This is a genomic window from Pantoea sp. EA-12 (assembly GCF_030053355.1).
In the GTDB taxonomy this organism is placed as follows: Bacteria; Pseudomonadota; Gammaproteobacteria; order Enterobacterales; family Enterobacteriaceae; genus Pantoea; species Pantoea vagans_C.
In genome coordinates, this window is record NZ_JASGBY010000010.1 from 139,853 (window position 1) to 165,237 (window position 25,385).

Sequence of the window (25,385 nt, forward strand, 5' to 3'; positions counted from 1 at the left end):
AGTTGATCATGATTGAAAATATGCTGGATCTGTTTGTGATTGGTGGTGGCATCAATGGCGCAGGTATCGCACGTGATGCCGCTGGTCGTGGCTTGTCGGTGATGATGTGCGAAAAAGACGATCTCGCCCAGGGCACCTCTTCGCGCTCTGGCAAGCTGGTACACGGCGGGCTGCGTTATCTGGAATATTATGAGTTCCGCCTGGTACGCGAAGCGCTGATTGAGCGTGAAGTGTTGCTCAATGCCGCGCCACACATTATCTGGCCGATGCGTTTTGTTCTGCCGCATAGCCCCACCGATCGCCCGGCGTGGCTGGTACGTCTCGGGCTGTTTCTTTATGACCATCTCGGGGGCCGTAAAAAGTTACCGGGCACTCGCTCACTCGATCTGATGCGCGACCCGGAAGGTGCGCCAATCCTGGATAGCTACAGCAAAGGTTTTGAGTACTCCGACTGCTGGGTTGACGATGCGCGACTGGTCACGCTCAATGCGCTGGATGCCGCCGAACGCGGCGCAGCGATTTTGCCGCGTACCCGTTGTGTGGCGGCGAAACGCCACAGTGGTAAATGGGAAATTACCGTGCAGGATGAAGCCAGCGGTGCACAGCGCACGGTATTTGCCAAAGTGCTGGTCAACGCCGCCGGGCCATGGGTGCTGGATATCGTTAACCAGGTGACGCAGACCAAAAGCACGCGCAGCGTACGGCTGGTGAAAGGGTCGCACATTATCGTGCCGAAGTTCTGGGAAGGTCAGCAGGCTTATCTGGTGCAAAACACCGATAAGCGCGTGATATTCATCAACCCGTACGAAGGCGACAAAGCGCTGATTGGTACCACCGACATTCCGTGGCAGGGCAAAGCCGAGGATGTGACCGCCGATGATAGCGAGCAGCAGTATTTGATTGATGTGGTGAACCGCTACTTCAAAGTGAAACTGCGCGCCAGCGATGTGATTACCCGCTTCTCCGGTGTCCGTCCGCTGTTTGACGACGGCAAAGGGAATCCTTCGGCGGTGACGCGAGATTACGTATTTGACCTCGACGATCAGCAAAGCGCCCCTCTGCTGCATGTGTTCGGCGGCAAAATCACCACTTTCCGCAAGCTGGCGGAGCATGCTTTACAGAAGCTCGCTCCCTTCTTCCCCTCAATGGGCAACGACTGGACGCGAGACGCGACCTTGCCGGGCGGCGATATGGCCAACGGTGATTTCGAGACTTTCCTTGAAAAGGTGAAAGCGCGCTGGCCATGGTTACCTGCACCCCTGCGTAAACACTATGCGCGTCTTTACGGCACACGCATCGAAAAAGTGTTGGGTCATGCCAATGGTGTAGACGGTCTGGGCCGCCACTTTGGCGCGCAACTGTACGAAGCCGAAGTGCGCTATCTGGTGGAGAATGAGTGGGCGCAGCAAGCTGAAGATGTGCTGTGGCGGCGCACCAAACATCGGCTACACCTCACCGACGATCAGCAACAGGCGTTTATCCAGTGGTTTGCAGCAACCTTTACTGCCCCTGTGCCGTTGCGTAAGGAGGCGTAAATCATGCCGTTAACGCTTTCGCTCAATACTAATCCGCTGGTAAATCGTTTTGCCGAACCGCAGGATTTGATTCATACCGTGGCACAGCAGATTCGCATTCGCGATCTGCAACTGACCCATGAATTCATTAATCCCGGCTGGCCAGCCGCGACCATTAATCGCATGACGCGCCGCATGCAGCAGGCCATGCGTGAAACCGGCGTGCGCGTAACATCGGGCATGACCGGACCTTATGGCCGTTTAAATCACTTTGGTCATCCGGATGTTGAGGTGCGGCGTTATTACGTGGACTGGTTTAAAACCTTTGCGGATATCACCGCCGATTTAGGTGGAGATGCCGTGGGTTCTCAGTTCGCGATTTTTACGCAGCAGGATTTCAATGATGCTTCGCGGCGAGAAGCGTTGATCGATATCGCCATCGATTGCTGGGCTGAAGTGGCAGAACACGCCAAAGCAGCGGGACTGAAATATCTGTTTTGGGAGCCAATGAGCATTGGGCGCGAGTTTGGTGAGACCATCCCGGCTTGCCTGGCGTTACAGCAGCGCCTGAGCAGTGAGTCTTTCGCACTGCCGATGTGGATGATGGCAGATATCGATCACGGTGATGTCACCTCGGCAGACCCGCGGGATTACGACCCTTACGCCTGGGCTGAAGCGGTGCCACGTTATTCGCCGATTATCCACATAAAGCAAAGCATGATGGACAAAGGCGGCCACCGGCCTTTCACTTTGCAGTACAATGCGGGCGGTCGTATTCAGCCGCAACCTCTATTGGAGGCGCTGGCTCGCGGTGGCGCACAGGATAATGAGATCTGCCTTGAGTTGAGTTTCAAAGAGCGTGAGCCCACCGACCGGCAGGTGGTCGCGGATATTGCGGAGAGCGTTGCCTTTTGGGCATCGCACATTGATACGGGCGTGCAGGATTTGCATGTGGCTTCATGAGGCCAATTTCACCAGGAAAAGAAATATGAAACCGGCTCCAACACCCGCTGAACGCGATGACTCTCTGGCCCTGCGTGCCGCCTGGTTGCACTACGTTGGCGGCTTAACGCAATCCGAAGTCGCCAAACGCCTGGGATTACCTTCGGTTAAAACCCATCGCATGATTGCACGCATGGTGGCGGAAGGTGCGGTAAAAGTCTCGATTGATGGCGATATCGTGGCTTGCGTCGCGCTTGAGGACCAACTACGTGAAAAGCATGGACTGACATTTTGCCACGTCGCCCCCGACCTCGGAGAAGAAGGCTTACCGGTTCGCGCGCTGGGCATGGCCGGTGCGGATTTCCTGCGTAACCTGCTTAGCGCGCAACCCGCTATTACGCTCGGCCTGGGGCACGGGCGTACCCTCTCCGCCGCCATTCATCAGCTGCCGCGCATCGACGCCCCCCATATGCGTTTCGTTTCACTTCTCGGATGTTTGACGCGCAACTACGCGCTGAACCCGCACGATGTAATGCACCGTATCGCCGAAAAAACCGGTGCACAGGCCTATATGATGCCCGTGCCCTTTTTTGCCAATACGCAGGAAGACCGCGAAGTGCTGTTGAAACAGCGCGGCGTCAGCGAGGTGTTTGCCATGGCGGCGCAGAGTGAGGTGAAACTGGTGGGTATTGGCACCGTGGAACCCGCTGCACAGTTGGTGGAAGCGGGTATGATCGATGAAGCCGAGATCAACGATATCTCGCGTTCTGGCGCGGTAGGCGAATTACTCGGCCATTTCTTTGATGCGCACGGCCAAATGATTCACTCCAGCCTGACGGCACGCACGCTGTCAGTTGAACTGGATCTTACCCATCGCGCGGAGATTGTGGCGTTAGCCGGCGGTGCAAGCAAGGTCGAGGCGATTCGCGCCGTGCTGGCGAGCGGCTTAGTGACCGGGTTAATTACCGATGAATTAACGGCACAGGCGCTACTTGCGGAGTAGCTCCGCGTGAAATTCCTCAGCCAGCAAACCAAACAGCCAGTCATCCCGCCACTCACCGCCAAGAAAATAGCTTTTGCGCAGAGTACCCTCCTGCTGAAATCCTACTTTCAGCAGCGTCCTGCGCGATGCCTGGTTACCCGCGGTGACCGTAGCAACCAACTTGCGGTAACCTAAATCCATCAATGCAAACTGACTGATATCGCGTAGGGATTCCGCGCCAAACCCTTTTCCTTGCGCGGAGGTTGCCAGCATAAATCCCACCTCGGCGATGCCATCACCGCGGTCAATAAAGCCTGTCACGCCAAGTGGCACAACGCTGCCCTTTTCCATCATCACCAGGCACAGCCAATGCGAACTGTCTGTATGCCATTGCGGTAATCGCACCTCGAACCTTTCGCGACGGATAACTGCTTCAGGCTGTGGATCAGCGACAAATTTCATGACCTGATCATCTTGCTGCAGCGCCAGGAAAAAAGGCCAATCTTCAGCGTTGATTTGGCGATACTGTAGTCGGTTAGAAAGGATGTCGAAGTACATGTTTTCCTTTTGGTTTGGCTAGAACAACACTTTCCCACATCAGATTAATATCACACCAGGCTCAACAACATGCCTTGTTCCCGCAACGCTTTGTGATACTCCGCACTCAATCCTGCATCCGTCACCACCTGTTTGAAAGGTTGAGTCGGTGCCAGTGCATAAGGATGAATCTGACCAAATTTTGATGCGTCCGTGAGCGCAATGGTATGAGTCTGTTTGTCCATGATCGCGTTGACGACATCGCATCGCAGCATATCGCGGCCGGTAAACCCGGTCACCGCATCCCAGCCATCAATCCCGATAAAGGCTTTATGGAAATTAAGGTGCTGAATGCAGAGGCGAGTCAGCGGTCCCACCACCGACTCGCTGCTTTTCTGAAACAGACCGCCCAGGATAATCACATCCCCGCCCTTTTCCCGCAGTAAACCGGCGATATAGTGGCTGACGGTAATAATGGTGATATCGCTGCGATCGCTGAGTTCACGCGCCAACAGTGCATTGGTGCTCCCTCCTTCAATAAAGACGGTGTCTCCCGCATTCACCAGCGATGCAGCGTACTCAGCAAGGCGTTTTTTCACGGCAAAACGCGTTTGCATACGTGCGCCCACGTCATCACTTTCTGGCGCCACGGCAGAACCGTGCACGCGGCGCAGAAAACCGCCTTTTTCTAATAGGTTCAAGTCCTGACGCACGGTAACTTCCGAGACGCCGGTGATTTGCGCCAGTTCACTGACGCTCACGCTGCCGCGCTCGCTGACCAGTTGGATAATGTGCTGATGACGTGCGTTCATAAAACCTGCTGTCCGTTAATTTTTATCAAGCTTATCAGAAACTCAGCCTAAACCGAGACTACGGCGTCCGTTGGCATTTAGCGCCTCAGGTGTGAAGCGATCGCGCCAGCTGGCTTCATAATCCTCTTTCGGGAAATCTCCGGGTGAAACCCCGGTTGCCAGCGCCTGCGCAACCTGGCTGGCATAGGCTGCATTCTTATCACACAGAGGGGCCGCCGGAATATACATCACATTGCCCCAACCTTGCTGGTCCTCTACCGGTGCCACGGAATGGATGACGTCACAGTGCCACCAGACGGAATCACCCGCCTCCATCGCCGGAATCGAGCACAGTCCTTGAATCAACTCTGGATGCCATTTTTCAGAAACCGGTAACACCTTGCCCGGCGCAACGCCACAGAGTTCATCTTCGGGCACATCTTTCAATAATGGGCGCAGTAGCATATACGCCATCGCTTCTGGAACCGGCACTACGTGCAGCAAGCCCTGACCCAATTGCATGTCGGACAGTGCAGTCCAGCCCTGGAAGGTACGGAATACCGAACATTTGGTAGTGGTGCCCGCCTGGTACTCATTCACTTGCGTACGGTGAGCCGCATCCCATGGATCATATTGATCGAACTGATTGTTGAAGATCTTGCTGAACACCTGTTGGTACGCAGGCAGCAACCAACGCTCCAGCGCGCCGGAATCGGTATGCGCGCCCAGCCCTTTTGAGGTAGTACCCGGTAAACGACGGCGGATACGATCGGGATAGATGATGCTGACATCAGGATCAAACCAGCGCGTGCCATTTGATTCAAAGGTCCACAGCCGATTGAGAAACGACTGAGTTTTGGCCATGGCATCGCTTTGACGTGCCGACATCTGTGCATCGCTCCAGTAAATTGGATAGATTTCCGGGCGTGATGCATCCAGGTTACCGAAGAAGTTATCGCCCGGCCCTTTGTAAACCTGGTCAAAATCGTTGTCGTCGAGGTACTTGAGCATGGATTCATCCCAGGCCAGCGCCTGATCGCGTTTGAAGGTCTGTTTGACCACCACGCAACCGCGGCGGCGAATATGATTTTTCACCTCATCGCTAACGCGGCCTTCAGCAATATCTTGTGCGCTGACCTGCGGCCATGCCGTACCATTTTTCGCCTCTTCAGCCCGCGCGGCCTGAAGTTCACTGACAATTTTGCTTCTGACTTGCTCAAACAGCCCTTCGACATCACCGATTTGCTCTCTGAGGACCTTTTTCATCAGACGCACGTTGGTTTTGAAATCTTCGGGTTGTTGTTCTGAGGTAAAGATAGTGTTCATGTTTTTGCTCCGCTTTGTTTCATTTGAAACATAATATAGTTTCATTCATAACAAAAGGGCAAAATTACGCCAATCGCCTGCGCTTGGTTTTATGACTGGAATCACAGTTATTCTGCTAACGAATTGCAGGAACCTGCTCGGGGTACTGGCAGTTAAAATGCCGTGCTGCAACTGTTTGCTTGTTCTGCCGTTAATGTTAAAACAAGGTGTTGATAAATTTTCCGCACCAAAAGGAAACGCCATGATTTCTAAAGAGAATGCACCACATTATATTTGGGGCGGCAATTGTGATGGCTGGACGCTGCTTGAGCGCCAGGACAGGCTGGTGATCCATGAAAGAATGCCGGCAAGCAGTGCCGAACAGCGTCATTACCACTCAGTATCTCGTCAGTTTTTCTTTGTATTGAGCGGTGAGCTGACGATGGAATTACAGGGTGAATATCACCGATTGCAGGCGCAGCAAGGGATTGAAATTACTCCTGAAGCGCCACATCAGGCGCGTAATGATTCAGCATCCCCGGTGGAGTTTTTAGTGATCTCACATCCGACGACCCGAGGCGACCGCACCAATTTGTGAGGAATATGATGCGCAGCAATATGTTTGATTACATGGATATTTTCATTCAGGTGGTGGAAAAAGGAAGTTTCAGCCAAGCTGCAGATTTTCTGCAATTGCATCGCCCCGCTGTCAGTAAAGCTATTCAACAACTTGAAGCTGAACTCGGTGTAAAGCTCATTCATCGCACCACGCGTAAGTTAAATGTGACCGCTGAAGGCGAAGAGTTTTATCAACGCGCCAAGCAGATGATGGGCGAATTTGGTGACATGATGGCCAATTTCTCACCCACTTTGCCACCGCAGGGTCGGCTTCGCATCGATATCCCTTTGTCGCTGGCGCACAGTTTATTCATTCCCGCATTGGGGGACTTCACTGCACTTTATCCTGATATCGAAGTGGTGTTGCTTTCCTCGGATAAGCGCACCGACCTTATTGCTTCGGGTGTGGATTGTGTCGTGCGACTCGGAGAATTGCACGATTCAGGATTTATTGCCCGACGTTTAGGGGAGATAGATTTGGTCACCTGCGCGGCACCAGCGTACATCGCGCAACACGGCATGCCGCAATCACTTGAAGATTTACATCAGCATCAGGCGATCAATTTCTTCAGTGACCACAGTCGTGAAATTATGACGTGGACTTTCACTGTTGAAGGAAAAATTGTTACTCATCGATCCGACAGCGTAATTCTGGTGGATAACTCCGATATCCTTCTCTCATGTGGATTGGCCGGACTAGGCATTATTCAGGCAACGCGCATGGCGCTGGCAGCTCATCTCGTTTCAGGCGCACTAGTGGAAATTTTGCCGCAATACCCACCGCAGGCTAAACCTATATCCATTCTCTATCCGGACCGCCGTTATTTGCCGTCTAAAGTTCAGGCATTTATCAGTTGGTTTAGTGAACGATTTGCCAGCCAATAGATGATTGTTACGTTTTGCGTAATTCTGCCGTAAGCCAATCGCTATTTTTCGACATCCTCAGGCTGATTACAGTATTTAGACCAACTCTCTTTGTAAGGTCTGAACAATGTCAAAAGTTGTGGTGTTTAATCGAACAGGAAGTGCGGATGTCCTGGAGATTATCGATAGTGCGGTTGCCGCACCCGGTGCGCGTGAAGTACAGATGCGCGTTGCCGCTCTGGGTCTGAATCGGGCAGAGGTCATGTATCGCAACGGCCAATACGTGATTGAACCTCAATTCCCCGCCCGCTTAGGGTATGAAGCGGCAGGTACAGTCACCGCTGTGGGTAAAGATGTGACTGATTTTGCAGTAGGCGATAAGGTCAGTGTGATTCCATCATTTATGTTTACCGACTACGGAATGTATGGCGAAGTCGTCAATGTGCCCGTTCATGCCGTGGTGAAACACCCTGATAACCTGAGCTTCGACGAGGCTGCCGCCAGCTGGATGATGTATATCACTGCCTTTGGTGCATTAATAGAATATGGGCAATTGTGTGCTGGGCAGCATGTGGTGATCCGCGCCGCCTCCAGTAGCGTAGGGCTTGCGGCGATTCAGATAGCACGAATGGTCGGCGCCATCCCTATTGCTATCACTCGAAGCAGTGAAAAGCGCGCACAGTTGCTGCAAGCGGGCGCGGCACAGGTAATCGCCAGTGATGAGCAGGATCTGGTCGCTGAGCTTAACCAAATCTGCGGTTCGGCTGGGGTCAATATCGTGTTTGATCCCGTCGGTGGGCCCGATACAGCCAAACTGATGCAGGTGATGGCTAACGGCGCACACTATTTCCAGTACGGTGCACTTGATAGCCGCAATATTGAAGTACCGGTGATGGATATCTTGGCTAAACACCTTACGCTTCGAGGTTACGAGCTGTTTGAAATAACGACCGATGCTGAAAAACGCGCGCGTGCCCATGCTTTTGTCAGCGCCGGTTTAGCGAGTGGTCAGTTAAAACCGGTGATTGATAAAACCTTCACCTTTGACAAGATTGCCGATGCCCACCGCTACATGGAAAGCAATGGGCAGATTGGCAAGATTGTTGTCACGCTCTAATCTTCTTTTAGGCCCGACAGAGCGTCGGGCCCATTATCTGTTCTGATAAAGATCCCAGCGGTTACCATAAATATCTTCAAACACCACCACGGTGCCATATTCCTCTTCACGTGGTTCCTCACAGAAAGTCACCCCGTTGGCTTTCATCTGCTGATAATCACGCCAGAAGTCGTCAGTCTGCAAAAACAGAAACACACGGCCGCCACACTGATTGCCAATAAAGCTTTTCTGACGCTCATTAGACGCCTGCGCTAATAACAGATTACAGTCACTTTGCGGATTCGGATTCACCACCACCCAACGCTTACCGGGCTGTGGCGTATCTTCGATTAAATGAAAACCTAATTTTTGCGTGTAATATTCAATAGCGCGGTCGTAATCATCCACCACTATCGCTACATAACCCATACAACGTTTTTGCGTTCTCATTTGATCTCTCCGTCAATATTCTGCTGAACCAGTTTAAGCATGCGTAAACGAATCAAACCGCTGGCCGGGCGGATGGTCAGCCAGTAGGGAAGCATGCGACGCTTTACCTGTGGCGTCGGGCAGTAAATGAAGGTTTCGGTCACCACCTCATACTCGCCAACCGAGCGCTGAAAGACCTGATTGCGCACGATCAAACGCGCATGCAATGGGTTTTCATGCCGTATAAAATCCTGTGCATCGTTAATCGCTTCCAGCCCCATATCCAGACGCCAGAAGCGCCCGACCAGCCCGAAGGTGATTTCTTCAGAAGATTCATTGAGTAAGGTGAATCGATGCAGGTTAAAATCCTGAGGTGTGAAGCCGGGTAAGAGCTTCTCAGGCCATTTTCGAATTGCCATCAGGGTGCGCGCAATCACATCCTGCTGCATATCGAATTGCTTCAGCGCCTGGATAATCGTGGGCGCACTGTCTGCATGCATCCTGGCGCGGTGAATTTCATGAAAGTGAAATTCAGGTAATAATGGTGAACTATTTTTCCAGCGTAAATTCTCTGCTCTGCTTACCGAACCAAAACATCCCATGTCAGACTCGCTACATTCAGAAAAATAAAAAAGCAGACCGAAATCTGCTTATTCTGTATCAGGCATTACCACCCGCCACTTTTTTCAATGCCACCACTTCCGCCTGCTCCAGTAATGGCTCCAGATCGGCAAACAACTTAACAATATGGGGTGCATTGAGATGCTTATCCAGTAATTCCTGGCTCGCCCACTCTTCGGTCCAGACAAAGCGGAGCGGGTTTTTGCTGTCGATATTCAGCTGGTAGGTGATACATCCCTCTTCACGTAGCGTTTCTTCAATCACGCCACGGAATAATTGCTCAGCTTTATCTTCACAGCCTGGTTTCGCAGTTAGCAGTGCAACAACAGGAACCGTCATATTCATCTCCCTATTAAATAAAAAAAGCAGATTTACGTTAACTCAGCTTATTCCTGCTGTCAGTCCTAAATGTGCGTTGCCTGCACCAAAACATTCACGTCATAATCGCTGATGATGAACGCAAGGAGTGACGCATGCCTGAATTATCCAGTTGGTTAGCCTTTGCTTTGGTGGCATTAGGATTAGTGTTGACCCCCGGCCCAAACATGATTTATCTGGTTTCCCGCTCGCTGTGCCAGGGCAAGCGTGCTGGATATATCTCGTTAGGCGGCGTGGCGTTAGGTTTTGTGTTCTACATGCTGTGCGCAGCACTGGGGATCACCGCTTGGTTGCTGGCGGTGCCGTGGGCGTACGACGCGCTGCGCTTCGGCGGTGCGCTCTATCTGCTTTATCTCGCGTGGCAGGCATTGAAGCCGGGTGGCCGATCCCCGTTCGCGGTGCGCGACCTGCCCGCCGATAACCACCGTAAACTGTTCACCATGGGATTTCTCACGAACCTTGCGAATCCCAAAATCGCCATGATGTTTTTATCACTGCTGCCGCAGTTTATTACCCCGGATCACGGCAGCGTGTTAATGCAATCGCTGGTGCTGGGTGTCACACAAATTGTGATTAGCCTGACGGTTAACGCCATTTTCATCACTACCGCAGGCCAGGTTTCGTCCTTTTTGCTGGCCCGTCCCAGCTGGCAGCGTATGCAACGTTGGCTCATGGGCACGGTGCTGGCGGGAATGGCGGTAAAGCTGGCGCTGGATGCGCGCAAATAATGTCAGGGCGCCAATCATCAATAATGCGCCCTGAGTTAACAGCTACTTATTCAGTTGATTAATGATTTTATCCGCTGCGATCACGCGATCGTCATTTGGGAACCATTTATTCGCCAGCATGATCACCGCGATTTTCTGCGACGGGATAAACACGGCGTAGGTAGAGAAACCGTTAGTCGAACCGGTCTTGTTGAACCATGCCTGTTGTGGCGCAGGCTGCGGTGGCGAAATCAGTGTCGCAGACATCCCTTTCATAATGCGTTGCGCGCTATTGCCCTCAACCAGTTGCTGTGCGGTAACGGGCAGCGGGTAATACTCCCACATCATTGCTTGCGTGAATGCATCGGTTCGGTAGTAACCCTGATGCGTGCGAACTATGGCTTGCTGCCAGTCAGGCGAGACTTTTTGCTCATCCATTTGGATCGCCAACCAGCGAATCAAATCTGATGAGGTCGATTTCAGTCCATAAGACTCTGCATCCAACGGACCCGGTGTAACACGAACCGGTTTATCCTGCTTGTTATACCCCTGCGCATATTGCCCCATGGCTGACGTCGGCACCTGCACATAGCTGTGGTGCATGCCCATGGCCGGTAAAAGCTGCTTTTCCATTGCGCTGATAAAAGGCTGCTGCAAGCTTTTCGCGGCAATCATCCCCAACATACCAATGCCAAGATTGGAATAAACGCGCACGGTGCCGGGCTTAGCGTCAGGCTGCCAGTGTTTGTACCAGTCCATTAACTGCTGCTGATTGGTGACCGAATCCGGCACGAACAAAGGTGTACCGGCAGTGTGGGTGGCCAGATTCAGCAGTGAAACCTGATCGAAAGCACTGCCTTTGAGTTCAGGCAACCATGTGCTGGCTGTATCGCTAAATTGCAGCTTTTTCTGCTGCGCGGCGTAGCTGGCCAACGTCGCGGTAAAGGTTTTGCTCAACGAACCAATCTCAAACAGCGTCTGTTGCGTGATTGGTTTTTGAGTCTCTTTGGATGCCACACCGTAATTATAAAATTCCGTTTTACCGTTATGCAGGATGGCCACAGCCATGCCGGGAATCTGATATTGCTGCATCAGGGGTTTGATAATCGTGTCCGGCGCGGGGGTTTGTGCCAGTGCATTGCAGCTTGCCAGCAACGCCAGCACCGTGAGTTTAAAACGCATGGAAATTCCTTTTTATTCAGTGAAGCCATTATTACAACGCGTGATTATAAAATCCTGTGCCGCATTAGCCAAACCTTAGGTTGTGCTGACCGCGATAAATTGAGGGTGATCACAACCTTGAAACAATCTGTTCACAGTAAATTGATCTTTTTTCCGCCAGCTTTTATAGCTTATGAAAATTATTTCTAGCACTTGAAATAATTTTCAAGACTTACCCCGGCTCGTTTTACCGCGTTCTGTTGTCACGGCTGAGCCTCTACATTCAGCGTCTACACCGGGGAACAACATGAAAAAGATCGCCACATTTCTCACCAGTATTGCTCTCGCCAGTGCCGTGATGGGCAACGTCCGCGCCGCAGATGACACACCCCAGTTCCGTTGTAAACCGGGTGAAACCTATTACATGAACGTTATGGTAACCGGGGTGGAATACTGGTTCCCGGTGTACGAGATGTTCAAACAAGCTGCGCATCAACTGGGCTGTAAAACGGTCTACGGCGGCACACCCGCGTATGACGTCAACCAGCAACTGGCGAGTTTTGAGCAGATTCTCGCGCAAAAACCAGCGGGAATTTTTCTTCATCCCATGAATCCCGATCCCTTTATCGAACCGATAAACCGTGCGGCCGAGATGGGTATCCCGGTGGTTACCTTTGCCGCCGACTCACCAAACAGCAAACGGGTGGCCTACATCACCTCTGATAACTTCCGCGAGGGCAAAGCGGCCGCCGACGAACTGGGTAAAGCCATGGGCAAAGGGGCTGAATTTGCGGTACTGGAAAATCCCGGGCAGGACAACCACGACCGACGCGTCACCGCCTTTATTAATGAAATGAAAACGGCCTTCCCTGAAAGCAAACTTGTCGCCCGAGCCGCCACGAATCAGGACCCTTCCAAAGCCTACAACGCCGTGCTGTCGATGTTGCAGGCGCACCCTAATATGAAAGGCATATTCATGCCAGAAGCCAGTTCGGCGATTGGTGCTGCACAGGCCGTGGCTGAGAACGGCGGCAAAGTGAAAGTGATGACAGTGGACGTCAACGCCAAAGTGCTGGACATGATCAAAAGTGGTCAGGTATTTGGCGCCATCAACCCGAATCAGGGTATTCAGGGCTATATGGGCTTTATGACGCTGTTCCTCGCCGCTCATCCTGAGTTAATCGACCCGATGAACGATGCCAAGCGCAACGGCGTTAACCCTTTCTCTTTCCCGATTCTTGATAACGGTTATGCCGTGGTGACCAAAGACAATGCAGACGATTTCCGCTGGGATAGCTACCTGAAGCGCCGTGGCACCAAAGGCATCAATGAGTAAGGAGCCGATCATGACAGCATTGCTGGAATTACGTGGCATCAGTAAGTGCTTTGGTGCGGTACAAGCCCTTCAGGGCGTCGATCTCACTCTGCAGGCCGGCGAAATTCACGCGCTGGCGGGTGAAAACGGTGCAGGGAAATCCACTTTGATGAATATCATCGATGGCATTTTGCGCCCGGACAGCGGGGAAATCATGCTGGATGGACAACCTGTCACTATTCGCTCTCCGCGTGAAGCACAAAAGCTTGGAATTGGATTGGTGCACCAGGAAATCGCACTGTGCCCAGATATCAGCGTATATGAAAATATCTGGATGGCGCATCAGCAACGCGGTCTGCTTTTACCTCACAAAACCTTACGCGATAAAGCGCAGCAGGTGATGAATCGCCTTGCGCCAATTCCAGTCAGTAAAAAGGTCGGCGATCTCTCTCTATCGCAGCAGCAACTGGTTGAGATTGCAAAAGCGCTGACGCTGGATTGCCGCCTGTTAATCCTGGATGAACCCACCGCCGCCCTCACCGAGCCGGAAGCACAGACGCTGTTTAGCATTGTGCGTCAACTGCGCGATCAGGGCATTACGGTGGTGTACATCAGCCATCGCATGGCGGAGATTTTTGCGCTTTGTCAGCACATCACCATTCTGCGTGATGGTCGCACTGTGCACAGTGCGCCGCTGTCGAGTATGACTACCGATGAGGTTATCACCCGGTTGGTCGGTCGTGAGCTGTCGCAACTCTATCCAATGAAAAGAGCCGTTAACCGCGCCGCTCCGCTGTTGGAGGTGCAACATTTAAGCGCGGATAAGCGATTCCAGGATATCAGCTTTCAACTGTTTCCCGGTGAAATCCTGGGCATCGGCGGATTGATGGGCGCGGGTCGTAGCGAAATTGCGCAAGGCGTCTGCGCGCTACACCCCATCACGAAAGGTGCCATCTATATCAAAGGCCAACCGGTAAAACTGAAAAATTACGCCGCCAGTATCCAGCAGCGCATGGTGTACCTGTCTGAGGACCGCAAAGACGCGGGGTTATTCCTGTCCATGCCCATTGACTGGAATATCTCAGCATTGGATATCCGCGCCGTTAGCCATCATGGCATGACGTTAAGCCCTGGTCGTGAACGCGCGCAGGCAGAAGCGCTGGCACAGCAGGTCAAGCTGAAACGCGGAAAACTCAGCGACCCGGTGTCATCCCTTTCCGGAGGAAACCAGCAAAAAGTGGCATTGGCACGCGTCCTGTCGGTAAACCCGGAGATAGTGTTTCTGGATGAGCCGACACGCGGCGTTGACGTCAGTGCCAAAGCGGAAATTTACCAAATACTCGCCAGTCTGGCGGATAAAAATGTGGGTTTGGTGGTGATCTCATCTGAGCTGCCGGAGCTGATCGGCATCTGCGATCGCATCATCGTGATCCACGAAGGGTGCATCAGTGGTGAAGTCACCGGTGACGCCATGACGGAAGAGAACCTGATGCGGCTGGCGGCTGGCATCGCCACTGAAGCGGAGGCAATATGACCATGAATTCTACACTGCCTGGCACAGGCAAATCACGGCTCTCGCTGTTTGGCGGCTTGCATAAACAACGTGAAATCGGGCTGGTTGTCATTATCGCGTTGATTTTCGTGGTGATGAGTTTTACTTCCCCCTATTTCCTGACCTGGGCCAACATGAAAGCCATGTTGCTGTCGTTTTCCATTGAGGGAATCGTGGTCATTGGCATGACGATATTGTTAATCGTGGGCGGCATAGACCTCTCTGTGGGTGCAGTGGTGTGCCTCTCGATGGTCGTCGCTGGCCAGCTGTTCCTCAGCGGTATGGACCCTTGGCTGGCAAGCCTTGGCGGTATCGTCGCCGCGGCGCTGGTCGGATTACTGATGGGCCTCACCGTCACCAAAATTGGCCTGAGCCATTTTATCGCATCACTGGCTGGCATGGTGATTGTGCGTGGATTGTGCATGATCATTACTCAGGGTACGCCCTTGTCACTGTTCACACTCCCCGCAAACTTTAAGTTCATCGGGCAGGGTGCGCTATGGGGCATTCCCTTTGTGATTATCCTGTTCTTTGTGCTGGTCGCCCTCTTCGACTTTCTCCTGCGCAAAGCCACGCTGTTCCGCAAGGTGTTCTACACCGGCAGCAACGAGCGTGCGGCCGCGTATTCGGGTATTAACATCAATCGCATCAAGCTGTGGGTCACGGTACTGACCTCAACCCTGGCGGGTGTCGCGGGGATCATCTACATGGCCCGGTTGGGTTCTGCTACCCCCACCTTTGGTGTCGGCATGGAACTCAATGTGATCGCAGCTGCGGTGATTGGGGGAGCCAGCCTGAAAGGCGGCACTGGCTCCATTCTGGGGGCGGTGCTTGGCGTGGCCTTGCTGTCGATCGTCACCAGTTCACTGATTCTGATTAACGTGTCTGTCTACTGGCAAGAATTAATCAAAGGATTGATTCTGCTGGCAGCTGTGTCGATTGACCATCTGCTGAATAAATTTCGCGCGGCATAAGGATCACTCACAGATGGAATTTGAACATGAACATCCAGCGTTTCACAGTGCCCGGCAAATCTATCAAGTGTTGGTGATGTACTACCTCGACGGTAAGAAACAGTCGGAGATTGCCACTGAAACCAGTCTGTCAGTCGCCAGCGTGAACCGTCTGATTCGACAAGGTAAAGAGAGCGGCATGGTTGAGATCACCATCAAGTCGCCATGGCTATCAGCCCACCAGTTAGAGGACGACCTGATGCAAGTTGGCCAGTTGCAGCAGGTGGTGGTGGCGCCCAACGTCGCGCGTAGTGAGGAGCAGAGTTTGCAGATGGTGGGCTCTGCCGCAGCAGAATATCTGCTGTCACGTTTGAAAGATGGCGATGTGATTGCCATTACTGGCGGCAAAGGCGTGAGCGCCATGGTAGAAGCGCTGCATCCCGCTCGCAAATATGACGTGCAGGTGGTGCCCGCCTTGGGGTGCGTGCAGGGAAAGCACTACACCGATGTGAATCATGTGGCATCAGAAATGGCCGCCCGCCTCGGTGGCCATGCGTGGCAAATTCACGCCCCACTTTTTACCGACTCGGCAACGGAGCGCGACATGTTGATGGGTATCAGTGCCGTGGATCAGGTGCTGGAGAAAGCGCGCAACGCCACCCTCGCGGTGATTGGCCTTGGCTCGATTCACAGCGACAACTCCAGCTACTACGATTTAAATCTGGCAGCACGTCATGCTTCTGCCAGCATCGAAACCAGTGGCGCCCGCAGTGAGTTGTTGGCCTGGTTGCTGGACGCACAAGGCCAACCCGCCCCATTTGACGCCAACCAGAGACTGGTGGGTCTGACATTACCTGAGCTGCAACGCATTCCTTTTTCAATGGCGGTGGTGGCCGGACGCGACAAGGTGGACCCCATCCACTGTGCGCTGCGCGGTCGCTGGTTGAAAGGCATCGTTACCGATGAATCCACCGCAGCAGGCGTACTTGAGATGGCCACGAGCCGGGGAGCAACCCATGGAGAATAACGCAACACGCGAACAACGACTTAACGCGCTACGACAGCGCACTACGGCCCCAGTCTTAATTGTCGGCGGGGGGATTAACGGTATCAGCACCTTTCGTGAACTGGCGCTACAGGGCATTCCGGTGATTTTGGTGGAGAAAGGCGACTGGTGTCAGGCCGCCAGCGGCGCGCTATCACGCATGATTCACGGCGGATTACGTTATCTGGAAACCGGTGAATTCACCCTGGTTAAAGAGTCCGTGACCGAACGTGACCGGCTACTGAAAAATGCCTCGCATTACGTTTTCCCGCTGCGCACCACGGTGCCAATCGACAATCTCGGCGGTGGTTTAATCAACGCCACTCGTCGCTTTCTTCGACTCAGTGATAAACCTACCCGACGGGGGGCTTTGCTGATCAAAACGGGCCTGAGCCTTTACGATATCTACACGCGACAATATGGGTCGATGCCTAAACATCAGGTGCGCGCAGAAGCTGCAACGCGGGACCGCTGGCCCGGTTTTGCCCCGTGGGTGAAGTACAGCGCCAGCTATTATGATGCGTGGATCAGTGCCCCCGAACGCTTAGGCTATGAATTGATAGAGGATGCCGAACGCGCCTGCCCCGACGCGCTGGCGCTGAATTATCTTCAGTTAGTCAGCACCAATGGCGAATCCGTCACGCTTCAGGATGCGTTCAGCGGCGAGCGTTTTGCTCTGCAACCCCATGTGCTGGTGAATGCTGGCGGTGCGTGGATCGATCAGCTTAATCAGCGGTTGGCCCCCACGGAAACCACGGCGAGATTAATTGGCGGCACCAAAGGTTCTCACCTGATTATCGACCATCCCGAATTGCTGCACATGCTCGACGGCGAGATGGTCTACTTCGAAAACCAGGAAGGCCGGGTGTGCATTATGTTCCCGTGGTTCGGCAAAGTGCTGTTAGGTTCTACCGACATCCGTGTTGACGACCCCGATAGCGTGGTGTGTGAAGAGGATGAGAAAACCTACATCCTCGAATCGCTACGCTTCGTCTTCCCCAATGTGGTGGTGCCCGAATCATCCATCCTCTACACCTTCTGTGGTGTCCGCCCCCTGCCCGCCAGCGATGCAAAAGTGAACGGGCAGATATCCCGTAATCACTCATTGGTGCTGTTGCCGCCTGATGCGGCGCATGCGTACAGCGTGCTGTGTCTGGTGGGCGGGAAATGGACCACATTCCGTCAGTTTGGTGAGGAGGCAGCAGACCGGGTATTGCGATTGGTGGGTGAAAAACGGCGTCAATCGAGCGGCGATATACCTATCGGTGGCGGCCGTGACTTTCCGGCACCTTCCGGACAAACGCGCTGGCTGACGCAACTGGCGCAACAATATGATCTGCCGCTGCCTCGCGTGTCATTACTGGCGAAGCGTTACGGCAGCCGCGCTTTGCCCATCCTGCAACAGATTCAGCAACAAGGCGAACAACCGCTGCAATATCACAGCGATTACAGCGCGTTGGAGCTGCGTTATCTCATTGAGCACGAACAGGTACAACAGTTGGAAGATCTGCTGGTGCGACGCACATCCTTGGCCATCTGCGGCGAACTGACCTTGCCGCTGGTGGAAGAGATATCACACCTTTTAGCCAGCACGCTGGGTTGGAGTGACAGCCACCGCAAGCAGCATCTGGAACAAAGTTGCGCCCGTCTGGCGCAATGGCACGGCCTGACTCACCTTAATCCCACGATTTTTCAGGAGGAAACACAACATGTTAGTAACCAATAAAGTCCGCATGAACCGCCTGTTTCAGCACGGTAAATGCCTTGATGTGGCGATCGACCACGGCATCGCCAACGAGCCTGATTTCCTGATTGGCTTAGAAAATATTGAGGGCGTTATGGCAAACCTAATCGCCGCACAACCCGATGCTATTCAGGTCAACTATGGCCAGGCCGATCTGTTACAGCGCGTTGCCGGACGCAAACCGGCGTTGGTGATGCGTACCGATGTCGGTAATGCCTATAACGCCGCGCGTCATCGTGAGATGTGGGCCGTGTTGCACAATCCTGATGAACCCATTCTTGCTGCCCTACAGATGGATGCTGCCGCGGTGGTGGTCAATCTCTACTTGATCCCAGACGAACCCGGCATTTTCCGCATGTGTGTCGAGAACATTGGCCGGTTGCGTCAGGCGTGCGATCGCTATGCCATGCCACTGATGATTGAACCCTTAGTGATGGCACCGGCCGGGCAAGGTGCTGCCTATGGTTCACTGGGTGATGTCGAGAAAATTGTACCGCTGGTGCGCCTGGCGCGTGAACTGGGGGCGGACATCATCAAAGCCGATCCCACCGAAAATATCGACGACTTTCATCGTGTGGTGGAAGCGGCGCGTTGCCCTACTCTGGTGCGCGGTGGCGGCAAAGGCGAACTGGGTGGCGTACTGGCAAAAAGTGCCGCGCTGATGGCGCAAGGAGCCAGCGGTATGGTGTATGGCCGCAACGTCTATCAGCACGATAATCCGTCGCGCGTAGTAAAAGCGCTCATGGCCATCATCCATCAGGGTGCCAGCGGCCCAGATGCACTGGAAATCTATCAGCAGGGTTAAGCCTTACCTGCACCGGCGCTTAAGCGGTGCGCCGTCTTCGCCAGAAAAACGGAGTCGGAAATGAGTCAAATTCTTGGCATAGATGCCGGTAACACCATGATCAAAGCGGTGCTGTTTGATCTTACTGGTCGAGTGCTGTCAGTGGCAGAGTGCGCCGGTGAAACCCATCAACCACAGGAGGGTTACGCTGAGCGTCCGGTGGAAGATATCTGGCACGGCGTGAGCCAGGCGGTGAGCCGCTGCCTGCAACAGGCCGGAACTGATGCGCGAGAAGTGATTGCGGTGGGTGCCGCAGGCCATGGTAATGGGTTGTATGCGTTGGATAAACAGCAACAGCCGCTGTTTGGTATTCAATCGATTGATCATCGCGCCATGGAGACCGTGCAGGCGCTGGAAGCCAGCGGCGCGGATAAAGCGATCTATCAGTTATCGCTGCAAAAGCCGTGGCCCGCTGCCACTCCGGTGTTGGTCAGTTGGATCAAACAGCACCAGCCGGATCGTTGGGCGCAACTCGGTCATGTGCTTTGCGCCAAAGATGTGATTGCGCATTTTCTCAGTGGCGCCATCAGCGCAGATTACTCCGATGCCGCTGGCGCCGGACTGATTGACTACCGGCAACGCGATTACAGCCCGCAACTGATGGCGTTGTACGGTATTGAAGATGCTCTCGCCCTACTGCCACCCCTGCGTGAATCCTGTGATGTGGTCGGCCATGTCACCGATCGCGCATCGCAACTGACCGGGTTACCGGCGGGTATTCCGGTGGTGGCGGGTATTTTCGATGTGGTAGCCAGCGCCATCGGCTCAGGTGTGGTGCAAACCGGTGACGCCTCGATAGTGGCGGGCACCTGGAGCATTAATCAGGTGGTGGTCGATAAACCTGATTATCTGCGTCCGGTGTTTATGAATTCGATCATCGAAAAAGACCGCTTTATGGCCATTGAGGCCAGCGCCACCTCGGCCGCCAATCTGGACTGGTTTCTGCGTGAATTCGACGATGGCCGCAGCGGTCAAGGCGCGGCCCGCAGCAGTGACACCGTCGCGCATGTCGAACTGAATGCGCAGCTGCCGCTCTATCACCCCTACCTCTACTCCGGTCGCAAATCTGAACCTGCCAAAGCCGGTTTTTACGGTCTGGGCGGCTGGCACACCCGCGCAGATATGCTGTTTGCGCTGTTTGAAGGCGTGACGTTTGCGCATCGGGCGCACATCGATCGTCTACGGGCAGCAGGCATTCCTTTTACTCACGCGACGCTTTCGGGCGGTGCGGCACGCAGTTGCATCTGGCCACAGATGTTTGCCGATGTACTGGGTATTCCCATTCGTGTAGCCGAGTGCAAAGAAACCGGTGCTTTAGGCGCCGCACTCTGCGCTGGCGTGGGTGTCGGCGTTTGGCCCGATCTGGCCGCTGCGGTAAAACAAGCGGTACAGATTACGCCCGGCGAACTATTGCCCAGACCTGAACGTTTTGCCTTTCACGATGCACGGTATCGGATATTTAAAAAGCTCGAACTGGCGATGAGCGAAATGTGGCGCGAAGTCGGCTGATTTCACTGGTTTATTTTCAGCCGAGTGGTAATAGTGGATGTTTCGTCAACGCAATAAGGATATCTCGTGCAAATCAATCAACTGCCGTTTGGTATTACCGACTGGAGCACCATCGAAACCGAAACCCACCCCGGCGACGCAGGCTACGCGCTGTGGCGCACACAACGCTTTGGCGACATTCGCGTGCGCATGGTCGAGTATTCCGCCGGGTATGTTGCTGACCACTGGTGCAGCAAAGGCCACATTCTGCTGTGCCTGGAAGGTGAAATGGTGACAGAACTGGAAGATGGCCGCACCTTCACCCTGACGCCAGGTGTCAGCTATCAGGTGGCGGACAACGCCGAGGCGCATCGCTCTTCTACTCGCCTGGGTGCCAAACTTTTCATTGTTGATTGACTTTAGGCTGCTCAAAAAATGACAAGCCACGCGAACTGATGTACACTTGATGCATTACAATGTTCAAGTGAACATCGTCAGGAGGTTACATGTCTATGACATCTGCACTCAATCATACTCGTGGCGCGCGTGTGTTTGACCCTTCGCTGATCCCCCATGCTGACCCGTCATTTATGGATCAAATGGGGCTTCCCCGAAACCGATTGCAGGCACATAAGCTTATTACCGAAGGAATTGATGTCGGTATTGTGGTGCGCGCCGCAACAATTCTTAAAGCAACACCGATTGATGTGGCACAAATGGTGTCTATTGATCGTAATACTTATCGCCGACGTGAGAAATCCGGCAGCCAACTTTCCGTTGACCAGGGCGCGCGCATCTATCAGGTATTTGAAGTACTGGATGCCGTCATTCACCTGTTTGGCGGCGATCCCGAAGTGGCGATGCAGTGGATGTATCAACCCGCACTGGCGCTGGATGGGGCGCAACCCATAGAAATGCTGAGCACGCCAGCAGGTTGCGACGCCATACTCACCCTGACGGGTCGCCTGGAACATGGAGTGATTGTGTAATGCCACAACGGAAGGAACCGGCTGAATCAATACGTATGTTTTATCGTTTAGTGAAAGAAGAATATGTAAGCCAGGCATTTAACGGTTATGGCGCGGAAAAATGGGGCGGCCGCTGGAATCCACCTGGCACCAAAGCGGTCTACCTCAGCAGTTCCAGAGCGTTAGCATTACTGGAAACGGTGGTGCATGCAGGCAAGACGCTGCTGGAACAGAATCGATTCGTGATCTTCACCCTGGCGATCCCAGAGAGTGAAATCATTGCGCTGGATAGCAGCAAACTGCCGCGAGGCTGGGAGAAGTATCAGCAACAGGAAGCGACACAAGCCATCGGCGCGGCCTTTCTCAATCTGGAAAGTGGCTATCCGCTGCTGATGACCGTGCCGAGTATTTTAACCGGTGAAGATAACGCCCTGTTCAACCCCGACCATCCTGCTGCGGCGGACATCATCGCACATGCCACATCAACACCTTTCACCATCGATCGCCGCATCAAAGAATAGACTCAGGGCGCCCCAGGCACGCCCTGTAAACATTATTTCGCCATCGCGTAGGCTGCGGTGAGATCCACTCGCTGCCAGAATGATTGCTCAGCATTGCCCGACAACGGATAACCGTTTGGCAGCGCCGTTTTCACCATCAGATTGCGGATCTGTGCATCAGACAGATGCGGCATGGCGGTTTTCAGCAAAATCTCCGCACCCTGCGGAACTTGAACCGGCGTATTTTTCACATCCGCTTTTGGCAGGTTATAGCTCATGGTGAAGCGATAGAACGTCTTCATGTCTGGCGAACGATACGGGTCATCTTTACCCGCTGTGCGTGCACATTCAGCCAGCGAGGTACCACACTCTTTCTCCAGTGCGGCCCGCAATTGGTCACGCGCTTCTTTGAACAGTACCTGGTAACGGGCATCGTTGAGGTAAGTGGCCACGTTGCGCTCTGCCACCATGCGTGAACCCATCACATCCAGTGGGTAATGCACGCCCAATACCAGACGCGAATAACCATAGCGTGCACCGCGTGTCACCAGCGCTTCAAATCGTTCCGGCACCATTTCGGCCATTAATAAGGCATCGGTATAACCGGTATTAGTATGGCCGCTCGGGAACGACCCGCCGTCAGCGGTATAGCGCACATTGTCTTTCACCACGACGTCATCTGGCACCAAATGAATGGTGTTGCCTTCATGCAGGAAAGGACGCGGATAATTGAAGTGCTTTTTGGCGGCACTGGTGCTGACTTCACTGGCTTTGATCAGCGCGGCGGCTTTGCCGATTTCACCCTTATCATAGGCCGCCAGGAAAGCTTTGCCGAGGCGTGGCCCCATGGCATCAGACAGGAAATAGAGGCTGCTGATGGCTTCAGCATCCTGCAACGCCTGGTGACGCACATTCTGTGTGGCGTTGAGGTTGATGTTGGTCACGGTGGCGCGACTGGCGTCCAGTACGCTGGATGGCAAGGTGCTGAATCCCGACAGCAGTGCGATGCCAGCCTGCTGATTCTGCTTAGCCTTGAAATCATAGCCACTGCTTTTCAGCCAGGCTTTATCGGCTTGGGTAGAGGTTTGCCTGGCTTTTTCCAGCAGAGCGCGATTTAGCGTAGCACTATCGCCCTGCAAATATTTGCGCTCCGCCTGCAGCGACTGCTGCTCAAGCTGGGTATAACCCGGTGTAGAACCAGTAGATGTCTGTGCTGCCAGCGCGGCGGCTTGTGGCAGTGTCGTCGCGTGTGCCTGCTGAGCCAGCAGTAAAACCGTTGCAATCAGTGTGTAGCGGGTTTTCATTATTTTCCCCTGTTATCAGAACATTACCTTGCCGGGGAAATACGCTAGCACCCTGTTATGACAGATTTATTTCAATTACTTGCACTGACTTGAACAGTTTTGTACGCAAATTTGTGCCAGCGAGCCGCAGCCGCCACCGTTATCGTTTTTGCACTGAGATTGCTGCACGTAACAGTTCTGTTGGCACGCTGAGAGATCACATTTCGCTGCTACTGGCGTCAGTTGTACCACCGGTGCTTTACGTTCGGGCTGCCATTGGGTTTGTGCCAAGGCGCTGACGCTCAAAAATAGGGTGAAAACCATTATCCACTTCATGGGAAACTCCTCTTTAAAACGCTTTAAAGAGTATGACGCCTCCTCAAACAAATACCATGATGAAACTTTCGATTCAGATAAAGCCGTGAAAAGCGCTTTTTAAGTGCATGGTGTTGCGCCAAAATAGTGCATATCCAAATAAAGGAAATTTGTATTATTTTATATATATCAATTATTTAAACAATTTCTTTTCGCATGCAATCATTGGTACAAAAGTTGCAAGCATTTACCGGTAGATAAAGGAGACGGTGATGAAAGCGATTGTAATTGGAGCGGGTATCGGTGGCATGAGCGCGGCGATCGCGCTGGAGAAAGCGGGATTTGAGACGGCGGTATTTGAGGCAGTAAAAGAGATGAAACCTGTTGGTGCCGCCATCTCTATCTGGCCAAACGGCGTGAAGTGCCTGAATGCGCTGGGTATGAAAGAGCCGTTGCGCGCACTGGGCGGCAACATGGCTTTCATGGCCTACAACGATGGGCACAGCGGTAACACCCTGACCCGCTTCAGCATGACGCCACTGGTGCAACAGGTGGGCGAATACCCTTACCCGGTCGCACGCGCAGAGCTGCAGGCGATGCTGATTGATACCTATGGCCGTTCGCGCATTCAATTTGGCAAACGCGTCACACAAGTCGAGCAAACCGATACCGGTGTTACCGCCTGGTTTGATGATGGCACTCAGGAAAGTGGTGATTTCCTGATCGCTGCCGATGGCACGCATTCGGTGATTCGCCACTATGTGTTGGGTGAAAGCGTTGAGCGCCGCTATGCAGGCTACGTTAACTGGAACGGTTTGGTGACCATCGATGAGAGCATCGCCCCGGCCGATCAATGGACCACCTTTGTGGGCGAAGGTAAACGTGTTTCGCTGATGCCAGTCAGCGATAACCGCTTCTACTTCTTCTTTGACGTGCCATTGCCTAAAGGCCTGCCAGAGGATCGTTCTACACTCAAAAACGATCTGCGCGGTTACTTCGAGGGCTGGGCCGATCCGGTGCAACGCCTGATAGACAACATCAATCCAGACACCACTAACCGCGTGGAAATTCACGATATCGAACCCTTTAGCCGTTTTGTGAAAGGTCGCGTGGCGCTGCTGGGCGATGCGGCGCACAGCACCACACCTGATATCGGTCAGGGCGGTTGTGCCGCGATGGAAGATGCGGTGGTGCTGGCACAGACTTTGGCCTCGCACTCATTGGGCATTGAAGATGCGCTCCTGCGTTACGAAGCGCGTCGCGTGGAACGCACCAAAGATCTGGTGTTAAAAGCGCGCAAGCGTTGCGATGTCACCCATGCGAAAGATGCAGCAGTTACCGCTGCATGGTATGCAGACCTGAAAAATGAAACCGGCGAGCGGGTGCTGGCCGGTATGTGTGACACCATTGAAGGTGGACCGCTGGGTTAAGCG

At 53.5% G+C, this 25,385-nt stretch carries 27 protein-coding genes; 18 read left to right on the forward strand and 9 right to left on the reverse strand.

Annotation, left to right across the window (positions count from 1 at the left end):
• The first annotated feature begins 8 nt into the window (after positions 1 to 8).
• Genes QMZ30_RS16270 through QMZ30_RS16280 form a run of 3 tightly spaced genes read left to right on the forward strand, consistent with a single transcriptional unit; the run spans position 9 to position 3,459 of the window.
• A complete protein-coding gene (locus tag QMZ30_RS16270; protein WP_283228168.1) occupies positions 9 to 1,535 on the forward strand; it encodes a glycerol-3-phosphate dehydrogenase in 1,527 nt (508 codons plus the stop codon).
• A gap of 3 nt (positions 1,536 to 1,538) precedes the next feature.
• Positions 1,539 to 2,477: a sugar phosphate isomerase/epimerase family protein gene (locus QMZ30_RS16275; protein ID WP_283228169.1), complete on the forward strand. Its 939-nt coding sequence runs from the start codon at positions 1,539 to 1,541 to the stop codon at positions 2,475 to 2,477.
• Positions 2,478 to 2,502: 25 nt separating this feature from the next.
• The gene (locus QMZ30_RS16280; RefSeq protein WP_283228170.1) at positions 2,503 to 3,459 is read left to right on the forward strand and encodes a sugar-binding transcriptional regulator; all 957 of its coding nucleotides are present in this window, start codon (positions 2,503 to 2,505) and stop codon (positions 3,457 to 3,459) included.
• On the opposite strand, the gene QMZ30_RS16285 is transcribed toward QMZ30_RS16280, so the two are convergent.
• The 3 genes from QMZ30_RS16285 to QMZ30_RS16295 are packed head-to-tail and all read right to left on the reverse strand — an operon-like array spanning position 3,445 to position 6,092.
• A complete protein-coding gene (locus QMZ30_RS16285; protein WP_283228171.1) occupies positions 3,445 to 3,996 on the reverse strand; it encodes a GNAT family N-acetyltransferase in 552 nt (183 codons plus the stop codon). The two genes, QMZ30_RS16280 and QMZ30_RS16285, sit on opposite strands and share 15 nt — an antisense overlap.
• A gap of 50 nt (positions 3,997 to 4,046) precedes the next feature.
• Entirely contained in the window at positions 4,047 to 4,787 is a 741-nt protein-coding gene (locus QMZ30_RS16290) for a DeoR/GlpR family DNA-binding transcription regulator (RefSeq protein ID WP_283228172.1), read from the reverse strand.
• 42 nt (positions 4,788 to 4,829) lie between these two features.
• Entirely contained in the window at positions 4,830 to 6,092 is a 1,263-nt protein-coding gene (locus QMZ30_RS16295; RefSeq protein ID WP_283228173.1) for a DUF1479 domain-containing protein, read from the reverse strand.
• A gap of 241 nt (positions 6,093 to 6,333) precedes the next feature.
• On the opposite strand from QMZ30_RS16295, the gene QMZ30_RS16300 reads away from it, so the two are divergent.
• The 3 genes from QMZ30_RS16300 to QMZ30_RS16310 all read left to right on the forward strand — a co-directional run bounded on the left by QMZ30_RS16300 (position 6,334) and on the right by QMZ30_RS16310 (position 8,670).
• Positions 6,334 to 6,669, forward strand: a complete 336-nt coding sequence (locus QMZ30_RS16300) for a cupin domain-containing protein (protein ID WP_283228227.1) — start codon at positions 6,334 to 6,336, stop codon at positions 6,667 to 6,669.
• 8 nt (positions 6,670 to 6,677) lie between these two features.
• Entirely contained in the window at positions 6,678 to 7,574 is an 897-nt protein-coding gene (locus QMZ30_RS16305; protein ID WP_283228174.1) for a LysR family transcriptional regulator, read from the forward strand.
• Positions 7,575 to 7,680: 106 nt separating this feature from the next.
• Positions 7,681 to 8,670, forward strand: a complete 990-nt coding sequence (locus QMZ30_RS16310) for a zinc-dependent alcohol dehydrogenase family protein (protein ID WP_283228175.1) — start codon at positions 7,681 to 7,683, stop codon at positions 8,668 to 8,670.
• Between the two features lie 33 nt (positions 8,671 to 8,703).
• Here QMZ30_RS16310 and QMZ30_RS16315 read toward each other — a convergent pair whose 3' ends face one another.
• The 3 genes from QMZ30_RS16315 to QMZ30_RS16325 all read right to left on the reverse strand — a co-directional run bounded on the left by QMZ30_RS16315 (position 8,704) and on the right by QMZ30_RS16325 (position 10,038).
• Positions 8,704 to 9,099 carry a VOC family protein gene (locus QMZ30_RS16315; RefSeq protein ID WP_283228176.1) on the reverse strand — a complete coding sequence of 132 codons (396 nt, stop codon included), beginning with the start codon at positions 9,097 to 9,099 and terminating at the stop codon, positions 8,704 to 8,706.
• Positions 9,096 to 9,578 (reverse strand): hypothetical protein, encoded by a 483-nt coding sequence (locus QMZ30_RS16320; protein ID WP_283228177.1) that lies wholly within the window; start codon positions 9,576 to 9,578, stop codon positions 9,096 to 9,098. Before QMZ30_RS16320 ends, QMZ30_RS16315 begins: the two co-directional genes overlap by 4 nt.
• Positions 9,579 to 9,738: 160 nt before the next feature.
• Entirely contained in the window at positions 9,739 to 10,038 is a 300-nt protein-coding gene (locus QMZ30_RS16325; protein ID WP_283228178.1) for a putative quinol monooxygenase, read from the reverse strand.
• A gap of 134 nt (positions 10,039 to 10,172) precedes the next feature.
• Here QMZ30_RS16325 and QMZ30_RS16330 point away from each other — a divergent pair, with 134 nt between their 5' ends.
• Positions 10,173 to 10,805, forward strand: coding sequence for a LysE family translocator (locus QMZ30_RS16330; RefSeq protein ID WP_283228179.1), 633 nt, complete (start codon positions 10,173 to 10,175; stop codon positions 10,803 to 10,805).
• A gap of 42 nt (positions 10,806 to 10,847) precedes the next feature.
• Here the strand turns inward: QMZ30_RS16330 and ampC are convergent, their stop codons facing one another.
• On the reverse strand, positions 10,848 to 11,966 hold the full coding sequence (gene ampC, locus QMZ30_RS16335) for a class C beta-lactamase (protein WP_349306835.1): 1,119 nt from the start codon (positions 11,964 to 11,966) through the stop codon (positions 10,848 to 10,850).
• Positions 11,967 to 12,252: 286 nt separating this feature from the next.
• Between ampC and QMZ30_RS16340 the strand changes: the two genes are divergently transcribed.
• The 10 genes from QMZ30_RS16340 to QMZ30_RS16385 all read left to right on the forward strand — a co-directional run bounded on the left by QMZ30_RS16340 (position 12,253) and on the right by QMZ30_RS16385 (position 22,375).
• Positions 12,253 to 13,281, forward strand: coding sequence for a substrate-binding domain-containing protein (locus QMZ30_RS16340; protein WP_283228180.1), 1,029 nt, complete (start codon positions 12,253 to 12,255; stop codon positions 13,279 to 13,281).
• 10 nt (positions 13,282 to 13,291) lie between these two features.
• Positions 13,292 to 14,794: a sugar ABC transporter ATP-binding protein gene (locus QMZ30_RS16345; protein ID WP_283228181.1), complete on the forward strand. Its 1,503-nt coding sequence runs from the start codon at positions 13,292 to 13,294 to the stop codon at positions 14,792 to 14,794.
• Complete coding sequence (locus QMZ30_RS16350; RefSeq protein ID WP_283228182.1) at positions 14,791 to 15,786, forward strand: ABC transporter permease; 996 nt, start codon at positions 14,791 to 14,793, stop codon at positions 15,784 to 15,786. The genes QMZ30_RS16345 and QMZ30_RS16350 overlap by 4 nt, the downstream gene beginning before the upstream one ends.
• A 13-nt stretch (positions 15,787 to 15,799) precedes the next feature.
• Positions 15,800 to 16,792 (forward strand): sugar-binding transcriptional regulator, encoded by a 993-nt coding sequence (locus QMZ30_RS16355; protein WP_283228183.1) that lies wholly within the window; start codon positions 15,800 to 15,802, stop codon positions 16,790 to 16,792.
• Positions 16,782 to 18,536 (forward strand): glycerol-3-phosphate dehydrogenase/oxidase, encoded by a 1,755-nt coding sequence (locus QMZ30_RS16360; RefSeq protein WP_283228184.1) that lies wholly within the window; start codon positions 16,782 to 16,784, stop codon positions 18,534 to 18,536. The genes QMZ30_RS16355 and QMZ30_RS16360 overlap by 11 nt, the downstream gene beginning before the upstream one ends.
• The gene (locus QMZ30_RS16365) at positions 18,520 to 19,359 is read left to right on the forward strand and encodes a class I fructose-bisphosphate aldolase (RefSeq protein WP_283228185.1); all 840 of its coding nucleotides are present in this window, start codon (positions 18,520 to 18,522) and stop codon (positions 19,357 to 19,359) included. The genes QMZ30_RS16360 and QMZ30_RS16365 overlap by 17 nt, the downstream gene beginning before the upstream one ends.
• Positions 19,360 to 19,419: 60 nt before the next feature.
• Entirely contained in the window at positions 19,420 to 20,907 is a 1,488-nt protein-coding gene (locus tag QMZ30_RS16370; protein ID WP_283228186.1) for an FGGY-family carbohydrate kinase, read from the forward strand.
• 66 nt (positions 20,908 to 20,973) lie between these two features.
• Complete coding sequence (locus QMZ30_RS16375) at positions 20,974 to 21,303, forward strand: DHCW motif cupin fold protein (protein WP_283228187.1); 330 nt, start codon at positions 20,974 to 20,976, stop codon at positions 21,301 to 21,303.
• Between the two features lie 89 nt (positions 21,304 to 21,392).
• Positions 21,393 to 21,875 (forward strand): Xre family toxin-antitoxin system antitoxin, encoded by a 483-nt coding sequence (locus QMZ30_RS16380; protein WP_283228188.1) that lies wholly within the window; start codon positions 21,393 to 21,395, stop codon positions 21,873 to 21,875.
• A complete protein-coding gene (locus tag QMZ30_RS16385; RefSeq protein WP_283228189.1) occupies positions 21,875 to 22,375 on the forward strand; it encodes an RES family NAD+ phosphorylase in 501 nt (166 codons plus the stop codon). Before QMZ30_RS16380 ends, QMZ30_RS16385 begins: the two co-directional genes overlap by 1 nt.
• A 32-nt stretch (positions 22,376 to 22,407) precedes the next feature.
• On the opposite strand, the gene QMZ30_RS16390 is transcribed toward QMZ30_RS16385, so the two are convergent.
• Together QMZ30_RS16390 and QMZ30_RS16395 are read right to left on the reverse strand one after the other, a co-directional pair.
• Positions 22,408 to 23,658: an acid phosphatase gene (locus QMZ30_RS16390; RefSeq protein ID WP_283228190.1), complete on the reverse strand. Its 1,251-nt coding sequence runs from the start codon at positions 23,656 to 23,658 to the stop codon at positions 22,408 to 22,410.
• Positions 23,659 to 23,733: 75 nt separating this feature from the next.
• Entirely contained in the window at positions 23,734 to 23,973 is a 240-nt protein-coding gene (locus QMZ30_RS16395; protein WP_283228191.1) for a hypothetical protein, read from the reverse strand.
• A gap of 251 nt (positions 23,974 to 24,224) precedes the next feature.
• Here QMZ30_RS16395 and hpxO point away from each other — a divergent pair, with 251 nt between their 5' ends.
• Positions 24,225 to 25,382: an FAD-dependent urate hydroxylase HpxO gene (gene hpxO, locus QMZ30_RS16400; RefSeq protein WP_283228192.1), complete on the forward strand. Its 1,158-nt coding sequence runs from the start codon at positions 24,225 to 24,227 to the stop codon at positions 25,380 to 25,382.
• Positions 25,383 to 25,385: the final 3 nt, after the last annotated feature.

Coding starts and splice junctions, on each gene's coding strand:
- QMZ30_RS16270 (WP_283228168.1), top strand. CDS start 9: ATGATTGAAAATATGCTGGATCTGTTTGTGATTGGTGGTGGCATCAAT.
- QMZ30_RS16275 (WP_283228169.1), top strand. CDS start 1,539: ATGCCGTTAACGCTTTCGCTCAATACTAATCCGCTGGTAAATCGTTTT.
- QMZ30_RS16280 (WP_283228170.1), top strand. CDS start 2,503: ATGAAACCGGCTCCAACACCCGCTGAACGCGATGACTCTCTGGCCCTG.
- QMZ30_RS16285 (WP_283228171.1), bottom strand. CDS start 3,996: ATGTACTTCGACATCCTTTCTAACCGACTACAGTATCGCCAAATCAAC.
- QMZ30_RS16290 (WP_283228172.1), bottom strand. CDS start 4,787: ATGAACGCACGTCATCAGCACATTATCCAACTGGTCAGCGAGCGCGGC.
- QMZ30_RS16295 (WP_283228173.1), bottom strand. CDS start 6,092: ATGAACACTATCTTTACCTCAGAACAACAACCCGAAGATTTCAAAACC.
- QMZ30_RS16300 (WP_283228227.1), top strand. CDS start 6,334: ATGATTTCTAAAGAGAATGCACCACATTATATTTGGGGCGGCAATTGT.
- QMZ30_RS16305 (WP_283228174.1), top strand. CDS start 6,678: ATGCGCAGCAATATGTTTGATTACATGGATATTTTCATTCAGGTGGTG.
- QMZ30_RS16310 (WP_283228175.1), top strand. CDS start 7,681: ATGTCAAAAGTTGTGGTGTTTAATCGAACAGGAAGTGCGGATGTCCTG.
- QMZ30_RS16315 (WP_283228176.1), bottom strand. CDS start 9,099: ATGAGAACGCAAAAACGTTGTATGGGTTATGTAGCGATAGTGGTGGAT.
- QMZ30_RS16320 (WP_283228177.1), bottom strand. CDS start 9,578: ATGCATGCAGACAGTGCGCCCACGATTATCCAGGCGCTGAAGCAATTC.
- QMZ30_RS16325 (WP_283228178.1), bottom strand. CDS start 10,038: ATGACGGTTCCTGTTGTTGCACTGCTAACTGCGAAACCAGGCTGTGAA.
- QMZ30_RS16330 (WP_283228179.1), top strand. CDS start 10,173: ATGCCTGAATTATCCAGTTGGTTAGCCTTTGCTTTGGTGGCATTAGGA.
- ampC (WP_349306835.1), bottom strand. CDS start 11,966: ATGCGTTTTAAACTCACGGTGCTGGCGTTGCTGGCAAGCTGCAATGCA.
- QMZ30_RS16340 (WP_283228180.1), top strand. CDS start 12,253: ATGAAAAAGATCGCCACATTTCTCACCAGTATTGCTCTCGCCAGTGCC.
- QMZ30_RS16345 (WP_283228181.1), top strand. CDS start 13,292: ATGACAGCATTGCTGGAATTACGTGGCATCAGTAAGTGCTTTGGTGCG.
- QMZ30_RS16350 (WP_283228182.1), top strand. CDS start 14,791: ATGACCATGAATTCTACACTGCCTGGCACAGGCAAATCACGGCTCTCG.
- QMZ30_RS16355 (WP_283228183.1), top strand. CDS start 15,800: ATGGAATTTGAACATGAACATCCAGCGTTTCACAGTGCCCGGCAAATC.
- QMZ30_RS16360 (WP_283228184.1), top strand. CDS start 16,782: ATGGAGAATAACGCAACACGCGAACAACGACTTAACGCGCTACGACAG.
- QMZ30_RS16365 (WP_283228185.1), top strand. CDS start 18,520: ATGTTAGTAACCAATAAAGTCCGCATGAACCGCCTGTTTCAGCACGGT.
- QMZ30_RS16370 (WP_283228186.1), top strand. CDS start 19,420: ATGAGTCAAATTCTTGGCATAGATGCCGGTAACACCATGATCAAAGCG.
- QMZ30_RS16380 (WP_283228188.1), top strand. CDS start 21,393: ATGTCTATGACATCTGCACTCAATCATACTCGTGGCGCGCGTGTGTTT.
- QMZ30_RS16385 (WP_283228189.1), top strand. CDS start 21,875: ATGCCACAACGGAAGGAACCGGCTGAATCAATACGTATGTTTTATCGT.
- QMZ30_RS16390 (WP_283228190.1), bottom strand. CDS start 23,658: ATGAAAACCCGCTACACACTGATTGCAACGGTTTTACTGCTGGCTCAG.
- QMZ30_RS16395 (WP_283228191.1), bottom strand. CDS start 23,973: ATGAAGTGGATAATGGTTTTCACCCTATTTTTGAGCGTCAGCGCCTTG.
- hpxO (WP_283228192.1), top strand. CDS start 24,225: ATGAAAGCGATTGTAATTGGAGCGGGTATCGGTGGCATGAGCGCGGCG.